Consider the following 15487-nt stretch of genomic DNA (forward strand, 5'->3'; position numbering starts at 1 on the left):
CGTTGCAAACTAATCACAGCTTGCAATTTGTCTCTGTTTAGCGAACTTATTTGTTAACCAAGAGTCATTAAACAGGGTAGTTCGCTACCCTGTTTATTTACCTCAAACCATTCACATGAGTGGTTTAAGGTAAATAACCCCTTCAATTTAGGATGAATACAATCAATGCGCTTTTTCTCTTTGATTAAACTACCAGTGGTATTGGTATTAGCGGGGCTTCTTTCTGCCTGTGGTTTTCACCTTCGCGGCGAGTATTCCGTACCGGAAGAGCTGCACACTATGTCTTTCTCCAGCTACGATGAATACAGTGAATTAACTCGCTATGTTCGCTCTCAACTCGAACTGAACAAAGTTGAACTTGTTCAACCATCATCGACGGTACCCAACCTTCATTTGACGGAAGCGACTATCGATGAGCGTACACTGTCTCTGTATCAAAATAGCCGTGCAGCAGAAAAAGAGCTGACATACGTAGTAAAATACCGTGTGACGATTCCTGGCTATGGCTCTAAAAACTTTACGACAACAGTAAACCGCAACTACCTAGACAACCCGTTGACGGCACTTGCAAAATCTGTTGAACGTGACGTAATTGAAGATGAGATGCGCTTGCAAGCTGCAAAACAGATGATGCGCCAGTTGGGCCGTATTCGTGCCGAATATGAAGCAGGACAAATCTCTGAGCCAGCGAACACAAACTCTTAATCACTATGCGAATTTATGCCGATAAATTAACGGATCATTTAACTAAACACGTTAAACAGGTTTACCTAATCTTTGGTAATGAGCCGTTACTGATTCAAGAGAGCCGCCAAGCAATCCAAAAGGCAGCGTTTCAACAAGGTTTTGAGGAAAAACACCGTTTTGCGGTAGACGCAAGCATCGACTGGAATCAAGTTTACGATTGCTTCCAAGCGATGAGCCTGTTCTCAAACCGTCAATTGATCGAGCTTGAAATTCCAGAGAGTGGCGTGACAACCGCCGTCAGCAAAGAGCTGCAAACACTGTGTGATATGCTGCATGATGACATCATGCTCGTCATTGTTGGTAGCAAACTGACCAAAGCCCAAGAAAATGCGAAATGGTTCAAAGCATTAAGCTCAAAAGGCGACTGGGTAAGCTGTTTGTCGCCAGAGCTACAACGCTTACCTATGTTCATTCAGGCACGTTGCCGCACGTTGGGCCTAAAACCCGATCAACAATCACTGCAAATGTTGGCTCAATGGCATGAAGGTAACCTATTTGCATTGACACAAAGCTTAGAGAAATTGGCCCTACTCTACCCGGATGGTGAGCTGACCATCATACGTTTAGAGGAAGCCCTAAGTCGCCATAACCACTTCACTACCTTTAACTGGATCGACGCCTTACTGGCAGGTAAAGCAAACCGTGCACAACGTATTCTTCGCCAACTTGAGGCGGAAGGGGTTGAGACCGTGATCTTGATTCGAAGTGTACAAAAAGAGTTGAGCCAACTTTTAAATATGCATCAAGACTTAACTCAAATGGGAATGAACCAGGTATTTGAGAAATATCGAGTTTGGCAAAACAAGCGTCCACTCTATAACGCAGCACTGGCCCGCTTATCAGCGAGTCGTATTTGTGCATTGCTCTCCTTGTTGGCTCAAGCCGAGATAAAAGCCAAAACTCAGTATGACGAGTCTGTATGGCCAACTATTCATCAGTTGAGCTTAGAAACCTGCTCTCCTGATATTAAGCTGGCAATTTAAAAATCAAAGCGTGATATAGTGCGCGACCTGTTTTGCAAGCAAGAATGTAAAACACTGTAGAGATAAGAGACAAACCGAGGAAAACCGAGTGCTTCGCGAAGAACTGAAAGACTTTTTAGCTGATAAAGCCGACGACATGAAAGCGGAAGACATTATCGTCCTAAATGTGGAAGATAAATCAAGCGTGACAGATTACATGATCATCTGTACTGGTACATCCAAACGCCACGTTTCATCCATCGCTGACCATGTTGCAACAGAGGTGAAAAAAGCCGGTCTTGAGCCACTAGGAATGGAAGGTGAAAACGAAGGTGAATGGGTAGTCCTTGATATGGGCGACGCCATGCTTCACGTGATGCAAGAAGAGCACCGCGAACTCTACCAGCTAGAAAAACTCTGGGGTTAATCTTTTGAAAATTCAACTAATTGCTGTTGGCACAAAAATGCCAAAATGGGTTGAGGAAGGCTTTCAAGAATATCGTCGCCGTTTCCCGCATGATATGCCGTTGGAGTTGATTGAAATCTCTGCTGGCAAGCGTGGTAAGAATGCCGATATCGCTCGCATCCTGCAAAAAGAAGGGGAAGCGATGCTCGCTGCGGTACCAAAAGGCAACCGTATCGTCACGTTAGATATCCCAGGTAAAAAATGGGACACTCCTCAACTCGCTGAGCAGTTAGAAGCTTGGAAATTAGATGGCCGTGATGTATCAATATTAATCGGCGGTCCTGAAGGACTCGCTCCTGCATGCAAAGCTGCAGCAGACCAAAGCTGGTCATTGTCTGCCTTAACGCTACCCCACCCTCTAGTGCGTATCGTAATGGCAGAAAGCTTGTACCGAGCGTGGAGCATCACCGCTAACCACCCTTATCATCGCGAATAATCGTTGTTTAACTTTAGAGCCAAGCGTTAATGATTCGTAAACGCCGCAGTCAAATCCGAGATTATCAAGCCGAAGCGCGTCTGTTTGCCAGCCGCGCTATTGTTGCTTTTATCGGCATTGTTGTCTTGATGGGAGCTCTGGTTGCCAACATGTACAACATTCAGGTGAACCAGTTTCAAGACTATCAAACCCGCTCGAACGATAACCGCATCAAAGTGGTGCCTATCGCGCCTAACCGAGGTCTAATTTATGACCGAAATGGCGTTTTACTGGCAGAGAACCGTCCCGTCTTTAACTTAGAACTGACCCCAGAAAAAATTAAAGACATTGATGCAACCATCCAAGAATTACAAACTATTCTGGAAATTACACCAGACCAGATTGAACGTTTCCACCACGAGCGTAAACGGACTCGTCGATTTAAATCGGTCCCACTGCTTACCCAACTGAACGAAAAACAAGTAGCGGTATTCTCCGTCAATCAGTACCGCTTTCCAGGTGTGGAAATAAGTGCGACCTTAAAGCGCTACTACCCTTTCAGCGAAGTCTTAACCCACGTGATTGGGTATGTTTCTCGAATTAATGATCGCGACATGCAACGCCTGATCCGAGAAGAAAAAGACGCAAACTATCAAGCCACTCGCGACATTGGTAAGCTGGGTATTGAAAAATACTACGAAGACCTCTTACACGGTACAGCCGGATATCAAGAAGTCGAGGTAAACAGCCGCGGCCGAGTAATTCGTACCTTAAAGTACGTTCCACCTGTACCCGGAAAAGACATCGTTTTAAACCTTGATATCAACTTGCAGTTGTACGTACACCAATTGTTGGACGGCCGCCGAGGCAGTGCTGTAGTAATCGATCCTAGAGACAACGGCGTACTGGCTATGGTTTCAAGCCCTAGCTACGATCCTAACTCGTTCGTGCACGGAATCTCAGGTAAAGATTATCGCGCCCTTTTGAACGATAAAAACCGTCCTTTGGTCAACCGCACTACACTTGGCATTTACCCTCCGGCCTCTACCATCAAACCATTTATGGCGGTAGCCGCGCTGCAAGAAGGTGTCGTCACACCTAACACCACACGAAATGATCCTGGTTATTGGCGCATACCAAACTCTAACACACGTCCGTTCCGGGACTGGTTGCGTTGGGGACACGGACGCGTCGATATCATTAAGTCGATCGAAGAGTCTGTTGATACCTTCTACTATCAAATCGCTTATGACATGGGCATTGACCGTATTTCGAATTGGATGATGATGTTCGGTTTTGGTGATTACACTGGCATTGATATCTACGAAGAAAGTAAGGCGAACATGCCGACTCGTGACTGGAAAATGTCTCGCCATAAAACCCCGTGGTATAAAGGTGATACGATCCCTGTAGGTATCGGCCAAGGATATTGGACAGCAACACCAATGCAAATCGCCAAAGCAACCTCCGTATTAGTAAACGAGGGAGAAGTGATCGCACCTCACTTGCTCAAAGCGACGATAGAAAATGGTAACGACTTCGAAGAGCAGCAAACGACAGAATACGTGACTTACCCACCAATCAAGAATGTGCCTAAAAAGTACTGGGATATGGCGAAAGAAGGCATGCGTCGGGTAAACCATGGCACGCGCGGAACAGCTCGTCGCTCATTCTACAAAATGAATTATGAAACAGCGGGTAAATCAGGTACTGCACAGGTCTTCGGTCTGGGTGAAAACGAAGAGTACAACGCCGATGAGATCGCCGAGCACTTACGTGACCATGCGTTATTTACTGGCTTTGCACCATTTGATGATCCTAAAGTGGTCGTCACTGTAGTACTAGAAAATGCCGGTGGTGGTTCTAGTAACGGTGCCCCAGTAGTAAGGAAAATTTTTGACCGAGTCGTTCTTGGTCCAGAAGAAATTGAGCCTGAAAACAATGCGAAGAAAGAGGTAAAACAGTAATGAAGATGGATCCCTCTACAGGTAAAAATCGCGCCCTGTTTGAACGCTTCCATATCGACTTACCACTCCTACTTGGCATACTGGCCCTGATGGGGTTTGGCCTGGTGATCATGTACAGCGCCAGTGGCCAAAGTTTACTGATGATGGATCGCCAAGCCATGCGAATGGTGCTTTCACTCGTTGTGATGCTCGTCCTTGCACAGCTTTCTCCACGAACTTACGAAAGCTTGGCACCTTTGATGTTCGTTGGTGGCGTTATACTGCTTTTCGGCGTGCTGTTTTTCGGTGAAGCATCGAAAGGCGCGCAGCGTTGGCTTAACCTCGGTTTTGTGCGCTTTCAACCGTCAGAGCTATTGAAGCTCGCGGTGCCATTAATGGTGGCTCGCTATGTTGGTAGACAGCCCCTCCCACCAACGCTAAGAACACTCATTGTTGCACTGATTATGGTCTGCTTACCAACCATTCTCATTGCAAAACAGCCTGACTTAGGTACCTCAATCCTGATCGCGGCTTCCGGTATTTTTGTTATCTTCCTCGCAGGCATTAGCTGGAAAATAATTGCTGGTGCTGCGATTGCATTAGGTGGTTTCATTCCAATTCTGTGGTTTTTCTTGATGCGAGAGTATCAAAAAGTGAGAGTTCGTACTCTATTTAACCCGGAGTCTGATCCGCTAGGAGCGGGCTACCACATTATTCAGAGTAAAATTGCGATTGGCTCCGGCGGTATTTCCGGCAAAGGTTGGTTGCAAGGTACGCAGTCACAACTAGAATTTCTTCCTGAACGACACACTGACTTTATCTTTGCAGTAATTGCTGAAGAATGGGGTATGATTGGCTTCCTTTGCCTTTTAGCCATCTATCTATTTATTATTGGACGAGGTTTATATCTCGCCAGCCAAGCGCAAACCGCATTTGGACGAATGATGGCAGGCAGTATTGTACTCAGCTTCTTCGTGTATATTTTTGTAAATATTGGCATGGTAAGTGGCATCCTACCTGTAGTAGGTGTACCGTTGCCACTCATCAGTTATGGCGGCACATCAATGGTAACCTTGATGGCTGGTTTTGGTATTCTAATGTCGATTCATACGCACCGAAAAGCATTCTCTAAGGCGACCTAGACATGCAAAAACGCGCTTTATATTCCTTGGTTTTCTCTGCTCTTATTTTGGCAGGCTGTTCATCAACTAGCCAAAAAGAACAAGAAGGCCGTTACGAACTCGAATCCGATGTTGCACCGGATACACCGCTTTCAGTCGAACACATCGAGGATGCGCATCCTAAATATGAACCGTACAGCCTAGGTGGGAACAAAGATTACCACTTGCGTGGCAAAGACTACAAAATAGTTCGCAATGCGAAAGGCTTTAAAGAAAAAGGCCGCGCATCTTGGTATGGGAAAAAATTCCAAGGTCATTTGACTTCTAATGGCGAAATCTATGACATGTACTCAATGACGGCAGCGCATAAAACGCTACCGTTACCAAGTTACGTAAAAGTTACCAATACTGACAACGGCAAAACCACCATAGTACGAGTTAATGACCGAGGTCCTTTTCACGATGGCCGTATCATTGATTTAAGCTATGCCGCCGCGCACAAGTTAGATGTCATAAAAACAGGCACCGCGAACGTGGAAATTGAAGTGATCAGTATCAATCAGCCCACGGACAAAAAGTCATTAGAAGCGCACCCTAGGTACGTTATTCAAGTGGCATCATCAAAAAATGAAGAGCGCGCGCGAACTTTAGGTACCGAGCTTGGTCAAAAATTGGATACAGAAACTTTCCTAGAGAGTGCGAAAGAGTCTTATCGCTTGTTGTTAGGGCCATTTACTGACTATTCCCTGACGCAAGCCACACTAGATAAAGTAAAGTTGCTCGGCTATTCGTCTGCATTTATTAAAAAACACAACACTGCCAAATGACCTCGTGTCATGAATTTCTCTTTGATCCCCCTCTTACATAACTAGGGATTCTGATAAGATGTCTGCAGTTAACCCAAAAATTTGAATTACCATGAATAAAAATAAGTTTGTGAAATCTATTCTCGTTTCTTCGGTTGCCCTTTCTGCAACTTTCGCTCAATCTGCTCTTGCATCACCTATCGTTGTTCCAGATGCCCCTCAAATCGCGGCGAAGGGCTACGTGCTGATGGATTACCATTCAGGTAAAGTACTGGCAGAGAAAGAGATGAACACAAAATTGTCTCCAGCTAGTCTGACTAAGATGATGACCAGCTATGTAATCGGCCAAGAGCTAGCGCGTGGTAATATCTCAGAAGATGATGATGTCACCATCAGTAAAAATGCGTGGGCGAAAAACTTCCCTGATTCATCAAAGATGTTCATTGAAGTAGGCACAACAGTTAAAGTACGTGACCTGAACCGAGGTATCATCGTCCAGTCAGGTAACGATGCCTGTGTTGCGATGGCAGAACATATTGCAGGTTCAGAAGATGCATTTGTTGACCTAATGAACGCTTGGGCCAACACATTGGGTATGACTAACTCGCACTTTGCCAACGTTCATGGCTTAGATAACGCAGAATTGTACTCAACACCATACGACATGGCACTGCTAGGTAAAGCACTTATCCGTGACGTACCAAATGAGTACCGAGTGTACTCAGAGAAGAAATTTACTTACAACGGCATCACCCAATACAACCGTAACGGTCTACTTTGGGATAAGAGCATGAACGTTGACGGCATCAAAACGGGTCACACAAGTAATGCGGGTTACAGCCTAGTAAGTTCAGCAACTGAAGGTCAAATGCGCTTGGTTGCGGTCGTTATGGGTACTAAAGATGCCAATGCTCGTAAGTCAGAAAGCAAAAAGCTGCTAAGCTACGGCTTCCGTTTCTTCGAAACAGTGGCACCGCACAAAGCAGGTGAAACGTTCGTAGAAGAAAAAGTGTGGATGGGTAACAAAGACACCGTAGCACTGGGTCTTGACCAAGATACTTACGTAACACTACCGCGTGGTGAAGCGAAAAACCTAAAAGCAAGCTTCGTCCTTGAAAAAGAGCTAGAAGCCCCAATTAATAAAGGTGATGTAGTTGGTAAGCTATACTATCAGATCGATGGTGAAGATATTGCCGAGTACCCACTAATGGCACTAGAAACCGTAGAGCAAGGTAGTCTATTTAGCCGCATGTGGGATTACATCGTATTGTTATTCAAGAGCTTCTTCTAAAAAGAACGTTAGAGTAGCAAACTTATTCGCAAAGCCGCCTGAATGGGCGGCTTTTTAAGTTTGAGCTCCTCGTCTTGAGTTCCCCCTAATTTGACTGTACTATTTCGCACCGCAACGAATATCTACTGGAGTTATCGATATGCTAACCATCAACTCTGATGCAAAATTAAAAGACCTGCTTGAGTTCCCTTGTTCATTTACTTACAAGGTAATGGGTCATGCAAAGCCTGAACTTCCAGAGCTTGTTCTTGAAGTTATTCAGCGCCATGCTCCAGGTGACTACAGCCCGACCGTTAAACCAAGTGCTAAGGGCAACTACCACTCTGTGTCAATCAACATTACTGCAACCTCTATCGAGCAGGTCGAGACACTGTACAAAGAGTTAGGTGAAATTGACATCGTACGCATGGTTCTATAATTTTTTGATAGATTAAATTTTTTTTGAAAGCAGCCTTGGCTGCTTTCTTTTTATTTATCAAATAGATAACGAGGCTTTACATCACTTTCAGTTAAAAATCTGTTACGCAGCGGTAGAGCATCAGGGTTATCCGGTTTATAATCCAAAAACTTTATATATTAGCAACAGGAATTCCCATGCAACACCAACTTGTTGTAAAACGACTTGGCCGCCAAGACTATGAGCCTGTATGGAAGGCGATGCATGAGTTCACCGACCAACGCACAGAAGAAACCCGTGATGAAGTCTGGTTGGTAGAACATAACCCAGTATTTACGCAAGGACAGGCAGGTAAAGCTGAGCACTTGATTAACACTGGCGATATTCCTGTTGTACAAAGTGATCGCGGAGGTCAGGTTACGTATCATGGCCCTGGTCAGTTGGTCGCCTACTTCTTGATCAACCTACGCCGCAAAAAATTAGGTGTACGAGATCTCGTTACCACAATCGAGAACCTCGTGATCAACACGCTAAAAGCATACAATATTGACTCAGCCGCGCGACCTGACGCACCAGGTGTCTACGTTGCCGGTAAGAAAATATGCTCTCTCGGTTTACGCATTCGTAAAGGATGCTCGTTTCATGGTTTAGCCTTGAACGTAAATATGGATTTAACACCGTTTCTGCGTATTAACCCTTGTGGTTATGAAGGTATGGAAATGGTTCAGGTCAGCCAATTTGGCGGCCCAGACAATGTAGAAGCCGTAGAAAAACAATTAATAGAAGAACTCGTTACTTTGCTCGATTATGAGCAAGTAGAATTCAGCACAGAAGCACCTTCTCAAGGTAATAAAGCATGAGCAAACCAATCCAGATGGAAAAAGGCGTTAAATATCGTGACGCCGATAAAATGGCATTGATTCCCGTAAAGAACATGCCTACAGAGCAGAAAGAAGTGCTACGTAAGCCTGATTGGATGAAGATCAAGCTACCAGCCGACAGCCAACGAATTCAAGACATCAAAGCGGCGATGCGTAAGAATAAACTTCACTCCGTATGTGAAGAAGCATCTTGCCCGAACCTAGCGGAATGTTTTAACCACGGTACAGCAACCTTCATGATCTTAGGTGCTATTTGTACTCGTCGTTGTCCTTTCTGTGACGTTGCTCATGGCCGCCCATTACCACCGGAAGCAGAAGAGCCTCAAAAACTGGCGAAAACCATTGCCGATATGAAGCTGAAATACGTAGTAATCACTTCTGTTGACCGTGACGATCTGCGTGACGGCGGTGCACAACACTTTGCCGATTGTAACCGCGAGATCCGTGCGTTAAACCCGCATATTAAGATTGAAACACTGGTTCCTGACTTCCGTGGTCGCATGGATGTAGCGCTTGATCTAATGAAAGACAATCCGCCAGATGTCTTCAACCACAACTTAGAAACAGCGCCACGTCTTTACCGTAAAGCTCGCCCAGGTGCGAACTATAAATGGTCACTTGAGCTTCTTAAGAAGTTCAAAGAGCAGCATCCCGATGTACCGACCAAGTCTGGTTTGATGATGGGCCTTGGTGAAACCAAAGAAGAAATCATCGAAGTACTGAAAGATCTACGCGCACACGGCGTAACGATGCTGACTCTAGGCCAGTACCTAGCGCCAAGCCGTCACCACTTGCCAGTAGAACGTTACGTTCCACCATCAGAGTTTGACGAGCTAAAAGAAGTTGCACTAGAACTTGGCTTCACGCATGCAGCGTGTGGTCCATTTGTGCGCTCTTCTTACCATGCCGATATGCAAGCTCAAGGTATCGAGATTAAATAAGCTCTCGCTTGTTTTGAAAAGCTTGTTTTGAAAAGAAAGGTTGGCTCAGTGCCAACCTTTTTTGTATCTGGAAAATGATGATAAAAAGCCATTCTACCACTGTCATTCTGAACAGCGAGGAACGAGCGTGATTCAGAATCAGTTTTCAGAATACTGATGATTTTTAGGGAAACTCTGAGTAAAAGAGTGTGCCTCAACAAGATTCCTGATCTCGCCTAGGCTCGTCGGAATGACGTGGTTTGGATATATTGAAAAGGGACAGTGTTGGTAGCCATCCCCTTATCACACTCTCTCGCTATATCTCATTCCAAACGCCAGACAAACAAAAAGGCCCTCAAATGAGGACCTTTCATCAATCAAATAATCAAACCGAATCGCAGAAATAGAACGAGTTCGCCTGAGTTATTTTCAAAAAATGTTAGGCGTAAACTGGTAGACGCTTACAAATTTCTAGCACTTTCTGTTTAGTCGCTTCGATAACTTCTTCGTTGCCGATGTTATCTAGAACGTCACACATCCAGTTTGCTAGCTCTTTTGCATCTTCTTCAGTGAAGCCACGGCGAGTGATCGCTGGCGTACCTACACGGATACCAGACGTTACGAATGGGCTGCGTGGGTCATTTGGTACTGAGTTCTTGTTTACAGTGATGTTTGCTGCACCTAGTGCCGCGTCTGCGTCTTTACCAGTGATATCTTTGTCGATTAGGTCAACAAGGAACAAGTGGTTTTCTGTACCGTTAGATACGATTTTGTAGCCACGCTCTTGGAACTGACCAACCATTGCTTTTGCGTTTTTCACTACGCGAGCTTGATAAGCTTTGAACTCTGGCTCCATCGCTTCTTTGAACGCTACTGCTTTACCAGCGATAACGTGCATTAGAGGGCCACCTTGACCACCAGGGAACACTGCTGAGTTCAATTTCTTGTACATATCTTCGCCAGCATTTGACAAGATAAGACCACCGCGAGGACCTGCTAGTGTTTTGTGCGTCGTTGTTGTTACCACGTGAGCATGCGGTACTGGTGTTGGGTATTCACCGGCAGCGATAAGACCAGCTACGTGCGCCATATCAACAAATAAGTAAGCACCTGCTTTGTCAGCGATTTCACGCATGCGTTTCCAATCAACGATTTGCGAGTAAGCAGAGAAACCACCGATGATCATCTTAGGTTTGTGTTCAAGTGCTAGCTGTTCCATCTCGTCGTAGTTGATTTGACCAGCTTCATCGATACCGTAAGGGATAACGTTGTAGTGCTTACCCGAGAAGTTTACTGGTGAACCGTGAGTTAGGTGACCACCGTGTGCTAGGCTCATGCCTAAAACTGTATCGCCAGGGTTAAGAAGCGCCATGTAAACTGCGCTGTTTGCTTGAGAACCTGAGTGAGGCTGTACGTTAGCGTACTCACAACCAAATAGTTGGCATGCACGCTCAATTGCTAGTGCTTCAGCTTTATCTACGTACTCACAACCGCCGTAGTAACGCTTACCTGGGTAGCCTTCAGCGTATTTGTTCGTTAGCTGAGAACCTTGCGCTTCCATTACACGTGGGCTTGTGTAGTTTTCAGAAGCGATAAGTTCAATGTGTTCTTCCTGGCGAAGAGTTTCTTCCTGGATAGCTGCGAACAGTTCCGCATCGTAATCTGCGATGTTCATATCACGCTTAAGCATCTGTATCTCCTGACTCAGATTAGTACTGAAAGTTGCAAAAAAACTGTTGAATGACCCGACGCAAACGTTTTCGTCACCCTAATGGCGCGCATTCTACATAATTTGATTTAGGTCATAAAGAGAAATTTACAATTTTTCTCATGCAGTTTTTTCATGATGACAAGCAATGTTTATCATGCCAGCATTGCAATCGCATAACGACAATCTATTGCCTGTCAAATTTGTGCTTTACACCCTGTAAAACAGCAATTACATAGGTTTACCGTAAATTTTACCCTCTAGCTACCGAAAAGATCATCTTTTTACTACTATGCACGCCTTATTTATCACTAATGACTGCAACATTGATGGAAAAACACTCATTAAAAGAAGACTGGATAGCGATTCTCACGGGTACCTTTTTAGTAGCTCAAGGCGTTTTCTTTCTCCAATCCGCTAACCTTCTAACGGGAGGCACGACTGGATTGGCTCTGCTTATTAGCCAATTTACACCTTTTACCTTTGGTGTGCTGTACTTTTTAGCAAACAGTCCTTTTTACTTACTAGCATGGAAACGCTTCGGCCGTCATTTCGCCATTAATAGTGCCATTTCTGGCGCGTTGGTTTCTATCTTTGCCGATCATCTTTATTTGCTAATCTCGCTCGAATCGGTAAATGAAGTTTATTGCGCCGTCGCAGGCGGGCTTTTAATGGGGCTCGGTATGCTGATCCTATTCCGACATCGCTCCAGCTTGGGTGGCTTTAACGTGCTGTGTTTGTTTATCCAAGACAAATTTGGCATTTCAGTTGGCAAAAGCCAAATGGCAATCGATGCATGTATCCTGTTTGCTTCATTCTTCTTTGTCACACCAGAAGTGATTGGCCTTTCAATTTTGGGGGCGTTTGCACTCAATCTCGTGTTAGCGATGAACCACAAACCGCACCGCTATTCCGTGACCTACGGTTCATAAATTTTTGATAATGATTGAAGTGCGATTTATAAGATTTCGCGCTCCCATCGCTATATAATACTTCGCGATTTCCAAATAGATCGGTACGGTATGCGCGACTTTCTGCAACAAGCTAAACAGACTCACAGTTGTATTGCGATTGGAGAGCTGATCTATAACCCGAAGACACAGACCCTTCATCAAGATGCTATCGCGATTGATCTTGAACCTCGCACCATTGAATTATTAGAACTGCTGCTAACAAGCGTGGGACATCCGCTCTCTGCCGATACCATTATCGAAACCATTTGGCAGAGCAAATTCATCTCTAAGAATGTACTCACTAACCGCATTAGCACCTTACGTGCGCTGCTACAACAGCATCTCCCCGAGTACGATGCGACTAAGCTCTTGGTCACTTATCCTCGCAAAGGTTACTTTCTAAACCCAGCGAATATCCGTTTAGTGCCACCAGAGAAAAACCATCGACGTGCTATTACAGCTCAAGTTGCGAACCGTAAAAACTTCAAGCTAATTTTTGCTTATAGCTTGTGTGCCATACTTGCGGTATGTAGCATGACACTCGCAAGCTTGTTATGGCAACGCCAAGAAATCTCAACACAGCAAACACGTCATCAACTACTGATTCCCAAAGTCGAGCTACTACTCAACCGTGTCGATTCAATCGGCTCTCAGGCGCGAAAATACCGCATACTGGTCAAAGCCATCTTGCTGCAACAACAGGTCGAATATCCATACACCGACATCGCCAACCAAGATGCTCCCAGTTACTTTCTTGATCCTATCGGTCATACGCCATATTTCCCTGGCGCACGAAACATGCAGACCAGCGACTACGAGCTCAATATCGAGTTAAAAGACGGCGCAGAGCAAGGCATCTTGAAAGCGCAGATGAACCTTATTTATCCTGCGACGGGCAAGCTGGCGTTTCGCAATGAGTACACACTGCGTTTATCTGACCTACAATCGGATATTTTCCAAATGCACTCGGATGTCGCGCAATACTTCAATCTGCCTGCACCTTCGGCAAGTACGTGGCAGCTTTCGGGTGTTCACAAAAAAATGTTATTCGAGAATGCCTTTTCTAGCCAACCTCTCCGACAATCTGATGAGTTTGCGGCTATCACAACGGCAAGACATCTCGCCTTATACGAGCACGAACATCAAAAGCTGGAAGCGTATTTAACTCAAGTACAATCGTCGTTTGATGTTTTGCCAGATGAGCTGAGCCTCTGGTTAGGTCTATTGCATTTCAAATTAGGTAACTTAGACAGGGCAAAAGCTCTGTTAACGACACCAGATGGCGACTCACGCATCCAAAACGCACTGATTTATACCTTTGTGTCTCACATTGCTTATAAGCAGAACAAACTTGAACAGTTCCGTCTCAACTACATGGAATCACTGGTGGCGCTGCTGCGCGTTTTACCTTCCGAAACCTTGTTTGAACGTCTTTCTCAATCTGAATCAAAAGAGACTTGCCTCCAACCGTGGAAAACGTTGCATGTTAGTGTGACCGATCAAGAAATCATAAGCCGATGGAAAGCGCTCATTAACGAGTATTGCACTAACGTAGCCAACGAAATAACCCCAAATAAAACAAAGACCTAAATATAAAATTAAGCTTTCATTAACCCCTGTTAGCTTTTGTTTTTTGCCCTTTTTCTCTCACTGAACTTAGCATGCTCGCATTCAAGCAACGGCCCAACATGAAACGGCCTTATCAATCAGGAATGTAAACCATGCTAAACAAAATGACGCTTATCGCAGCAGCAACTCTGGCTCTTTACGGCTGTGGCGGAGGTTCGTCTTCTGGCAGTGCGAATCCAAACAAAGTGCCTCAAGAAAGTTTCGACGTCTCGATTCACAACTCAATCTTCGCTCCCACGCCAAGCACACAGCTAAACTACGCATTTAGCTTGGATGGCCAACCAGAAGGCGACATGAAACTGAGCTTCCAAGCGATGGGTCGCGAGCAAATATTGGCAGCATTGGCACAAATCCCAAACAGCGAGGCAATGGTCCAGTTGGTTAATGACTTGGTGAACTACGGCGCCGAACAGTTCTACTATTCAGACGAGCAGTACAACGACGACGAAGAGAGCAATACGCTTTACTTTGCAGGATCAGATGGTGCACTCCATGAAATCACTGACGCTTATTTCATTGGTCATCAGTTTATTGCCATGCTTATGCACAGCAGTCCGATTTTCCGCCTAAACGGTGACGACGTAAAAGAGAAAAGCCCGAATATTGACATCGGTGAAGAAACTATGTCTCTGCAAACCACTCTTACAGGCTACGCAGTTCACAACCTTCTAGACCGTTTTGAAGATCATGAGTGGGTACAAAACCTTCCTATGACAGCATCTTGCCAAGTGGTTTGGCAACAGCAAATCCGAGAGACTGGTGTGCGTAAAGCGTTCTCGATCTCAGGCAAGAAAATTGAAGCGGCATACCTGATGGAAGAGAACATCTACAACCTAAACTGTGATGATATGGAATCAATGGAGTTCGCCACTTCGGCAGAACGTTGGTTTAATCCGAGCTTAGGTCTGATTGAACAAATTGAACTGCTGAAAGTACAACAAGTACAAATCAATGAAGAGAAAGTGCAGCTAACAGCGATTGAAACAAAATAAGCTAGGATATCTCAATAAAAGAAGGCTTTGGGGAGCACACCAAAGCCTTCATCTCGAACATCAACCTTAGGGGGTGATGACACCCGAGTTTATTCTTCTATCAATAAAATACGAGTTTCGTAAGGTCGTAACACTTGATGGTTTGACGCGACTGTGCTCGCTGAGTTTTGATAGTTAGATAGCAAGTTTTTCGCTTTACTCATATCAAAACGTTCTGGCAGAACGCATTCCACCTCTTCTGCGTAGTAGTTAT

General features: G+C 45.0%; 15 protein-coding genes. 14 read left to right on the forward strand and 1 reads right to left on the reverse strand.

Annotated elements, in window-relative coordinates; translation table 11 throughout:
- The first annotated feature begins 165 nt into the window (after window positions 1–165).
- The 11 genes from lptE to lipA all read left to right on the forward strand — a co-directional run bounded on the left by lptE (window position 166) and on the right by lipA (window position 9973).
- Window positions 166–705, forward strand: a complete 540-nt coding sequence (gene lptE, locus IQR33_RS27295) for an LPS assembly lipoprotein LptE (RefSeq protein ID WP_005373019.1) — start codon at window positions 166–168, stop codon at window positions 703–705.
- A 5-nt stretch (window positions 706–710) separates the two neighbouring features.
- Window positions 711–1730, forward strand: a complete 1020-nt coding sequence (gene holA, locus IQR33_RS27300; protein WP_193837502.1) for a DNA polymerase III subunit delta — start codon at window positions 711–713, stop codon at window positions 1728–1730.
- Between the two features lie 88 nt (window positions 1731–1818).
- On the forward strand, window positions 1819–2136 hold the full coding sequence (gene rsfS, locus IQR33_RS27305) for a ribosome silencing factor (protein ID WP_005373015.1): 318 nt from the start codon (window positions 1819–1821) through the stop codon (window positions 2134–2136).
- 4 nt (window positions 2137–2140) lie between these two features.
- Window positions 2141–2611, forward strand: coding sequence for a 23S rRNA (pseudouridine(1915)-N(3))-methyltransferase RlmH (rlmH, locus tag IQR33_RS27310; protein ID WP_017821762.1), 471 nt, complete (start codon window positions 2141–2143; stop codon window positions 2609–2611).
- Between the two features lie 29 nt (window positions 2612–2640).
- Entirely contained in the window at window positions 2641–4557 is a 1917-nt protein-coding gene (gene mrdA, locus IQR33_RS27315; protein WP_005384126.1) for a penicillin-binding protein 2, read from the forward strand.
- Entirely contained in the window at window positions 4557–5678 is a 1122-nt protein-coding gene (rodA, locus tag IQR33_RS27320; RefSeq protein ID WP_005384128.1) for a rod shape-determining protein RodA, read from the forward strand. The genes mrdA and rodA overlap by 1 nt, the downstream gene beginning before the upstream one ends.
- Window positions 5679–5680: 2 nt before the next feature.
- On the forward strand, window positions 5681–6484 hold the full coding sequence (locus IQR33_RS27325) for a septal ring lytic transglycosylase RlpA family protein (RefSeq protein WP_017635670.1): 804 nt from the start codon (window positions 5681–5683) through the stop codon (window positions 6482–6484).
- Between the two features lie 91 nt (window positions 6485–6575).
- Complete coding sequence (locus IQR33_RS27330) at window positions 6576–7754, forward strand: serine hydrolase (protein WP_005384132.1); 1179 nt, start codon at window positions 6576–6578, stop codon at window positions 7752–7754.
- Between the two features lie 139 nt (window positions 7755–7893).
- A complete protein-coding gene (gene ybeD / locus IQR33_RS27335; protein WP_005384135.1) occupies window positions 7894–8172 on the forward strand; it encodes a DUF493 family protein YbeD in 279 nt (92 codons plus the stop codon).
- Between the two features lie 176 nt (window positions 8173–8348).
- Complete coding sequence (lipB, locus tag IQR33_RS27340; protein WP_005384137.1) at window positions 8349–9011, forward strand: lipoyl(octanoyl) transferase LipB; 663 nt, start codon at window positions 8349–8351, stop codon at window positions 9009–9011.
- Window positions 9008–9973, forward strand: a complete 966-nt coding sequence (gene lipA, locus IQR33_RS27345) for a lipoyl synthase (protein WP_005391329.1) — start codon at window positions 9008–9010, stop codon at window positions 9971–9973. The genes lipB and lipA overlap by 4 nt, the downstream gene beginning before the upstream one ends.
- Before the next feature lie 418 nt (window positions 9974–10391).
- Here lipA and glyA read toward each other — a convergent pair whose 3' ends face one another.
- Window positions 10392–11642: a serine hydroxymethyltransferase gene (gene glyA / locus IQR33_RS27350; protein ID WP_005381985.1), complete on the reverse strand. Its 1251-nt coding sequence runs from the start codon at window positions 11640–11642 to the stop codon at window positions 10392–10394.
- A 347-nt stretch (window positions 11643–11989) separates the two neighbouring features.
- On the opposite strand from glyA, the gene IQR33_RS27355 reads away from it, so the two are divergent.
- The 3 genes from IQR33_RS27355 (at window position 11990) to IQR33_RS27365 (ending at window position 15234) form a co-directional block, all read left to right on the forward strand.
- Window positions 11990–12592 (forward strand): YitT family protein, encoded by a 603-nt coding sequence (locus IQR33_RS27355; RefSeq protein ID WP_017635671.1) that lies wholly within the window; start codon window positions 11990–11992, stop codon window positions 12590–12592.
- Window positions 12593–12682: 90 nt separating this feature from the next.
- A complete protein-coding gene (locus IQR33_RS27360; RefSeq protein WP_005381956.1) occupies window positions 12683–14203 on the forward strand; it encodes a winged helix-turn-helix domain-containing protein in 1521 nt (506 codons plus the stop codon).
- Between the two features lie 131 nt (window positions 14204–14334).
- On the forward strand, window positions 14335–15234 hold the full coding sequence (locus IQR33_RS27365) for a hypothetical protein (protein ID WP_054576932.1): 900 nt from the start codon (window positions 14335–14337) through the stop codon (window positions 15232–15234).
- The last annotated feature ends 253 nt before the right edge of the window (window positions 15235–15487 follow it).

It is taken from the genome of Vibrio sp. OPT46 (assembly GCF_015163535.1).
Classification (GTDB): domain Bacteria; phylum Pseudomonadota; class Gammaproteobacteria; order Enterobacterales; family Vibrionaceae; genus Vibrio; species Vibrio alginolyticus.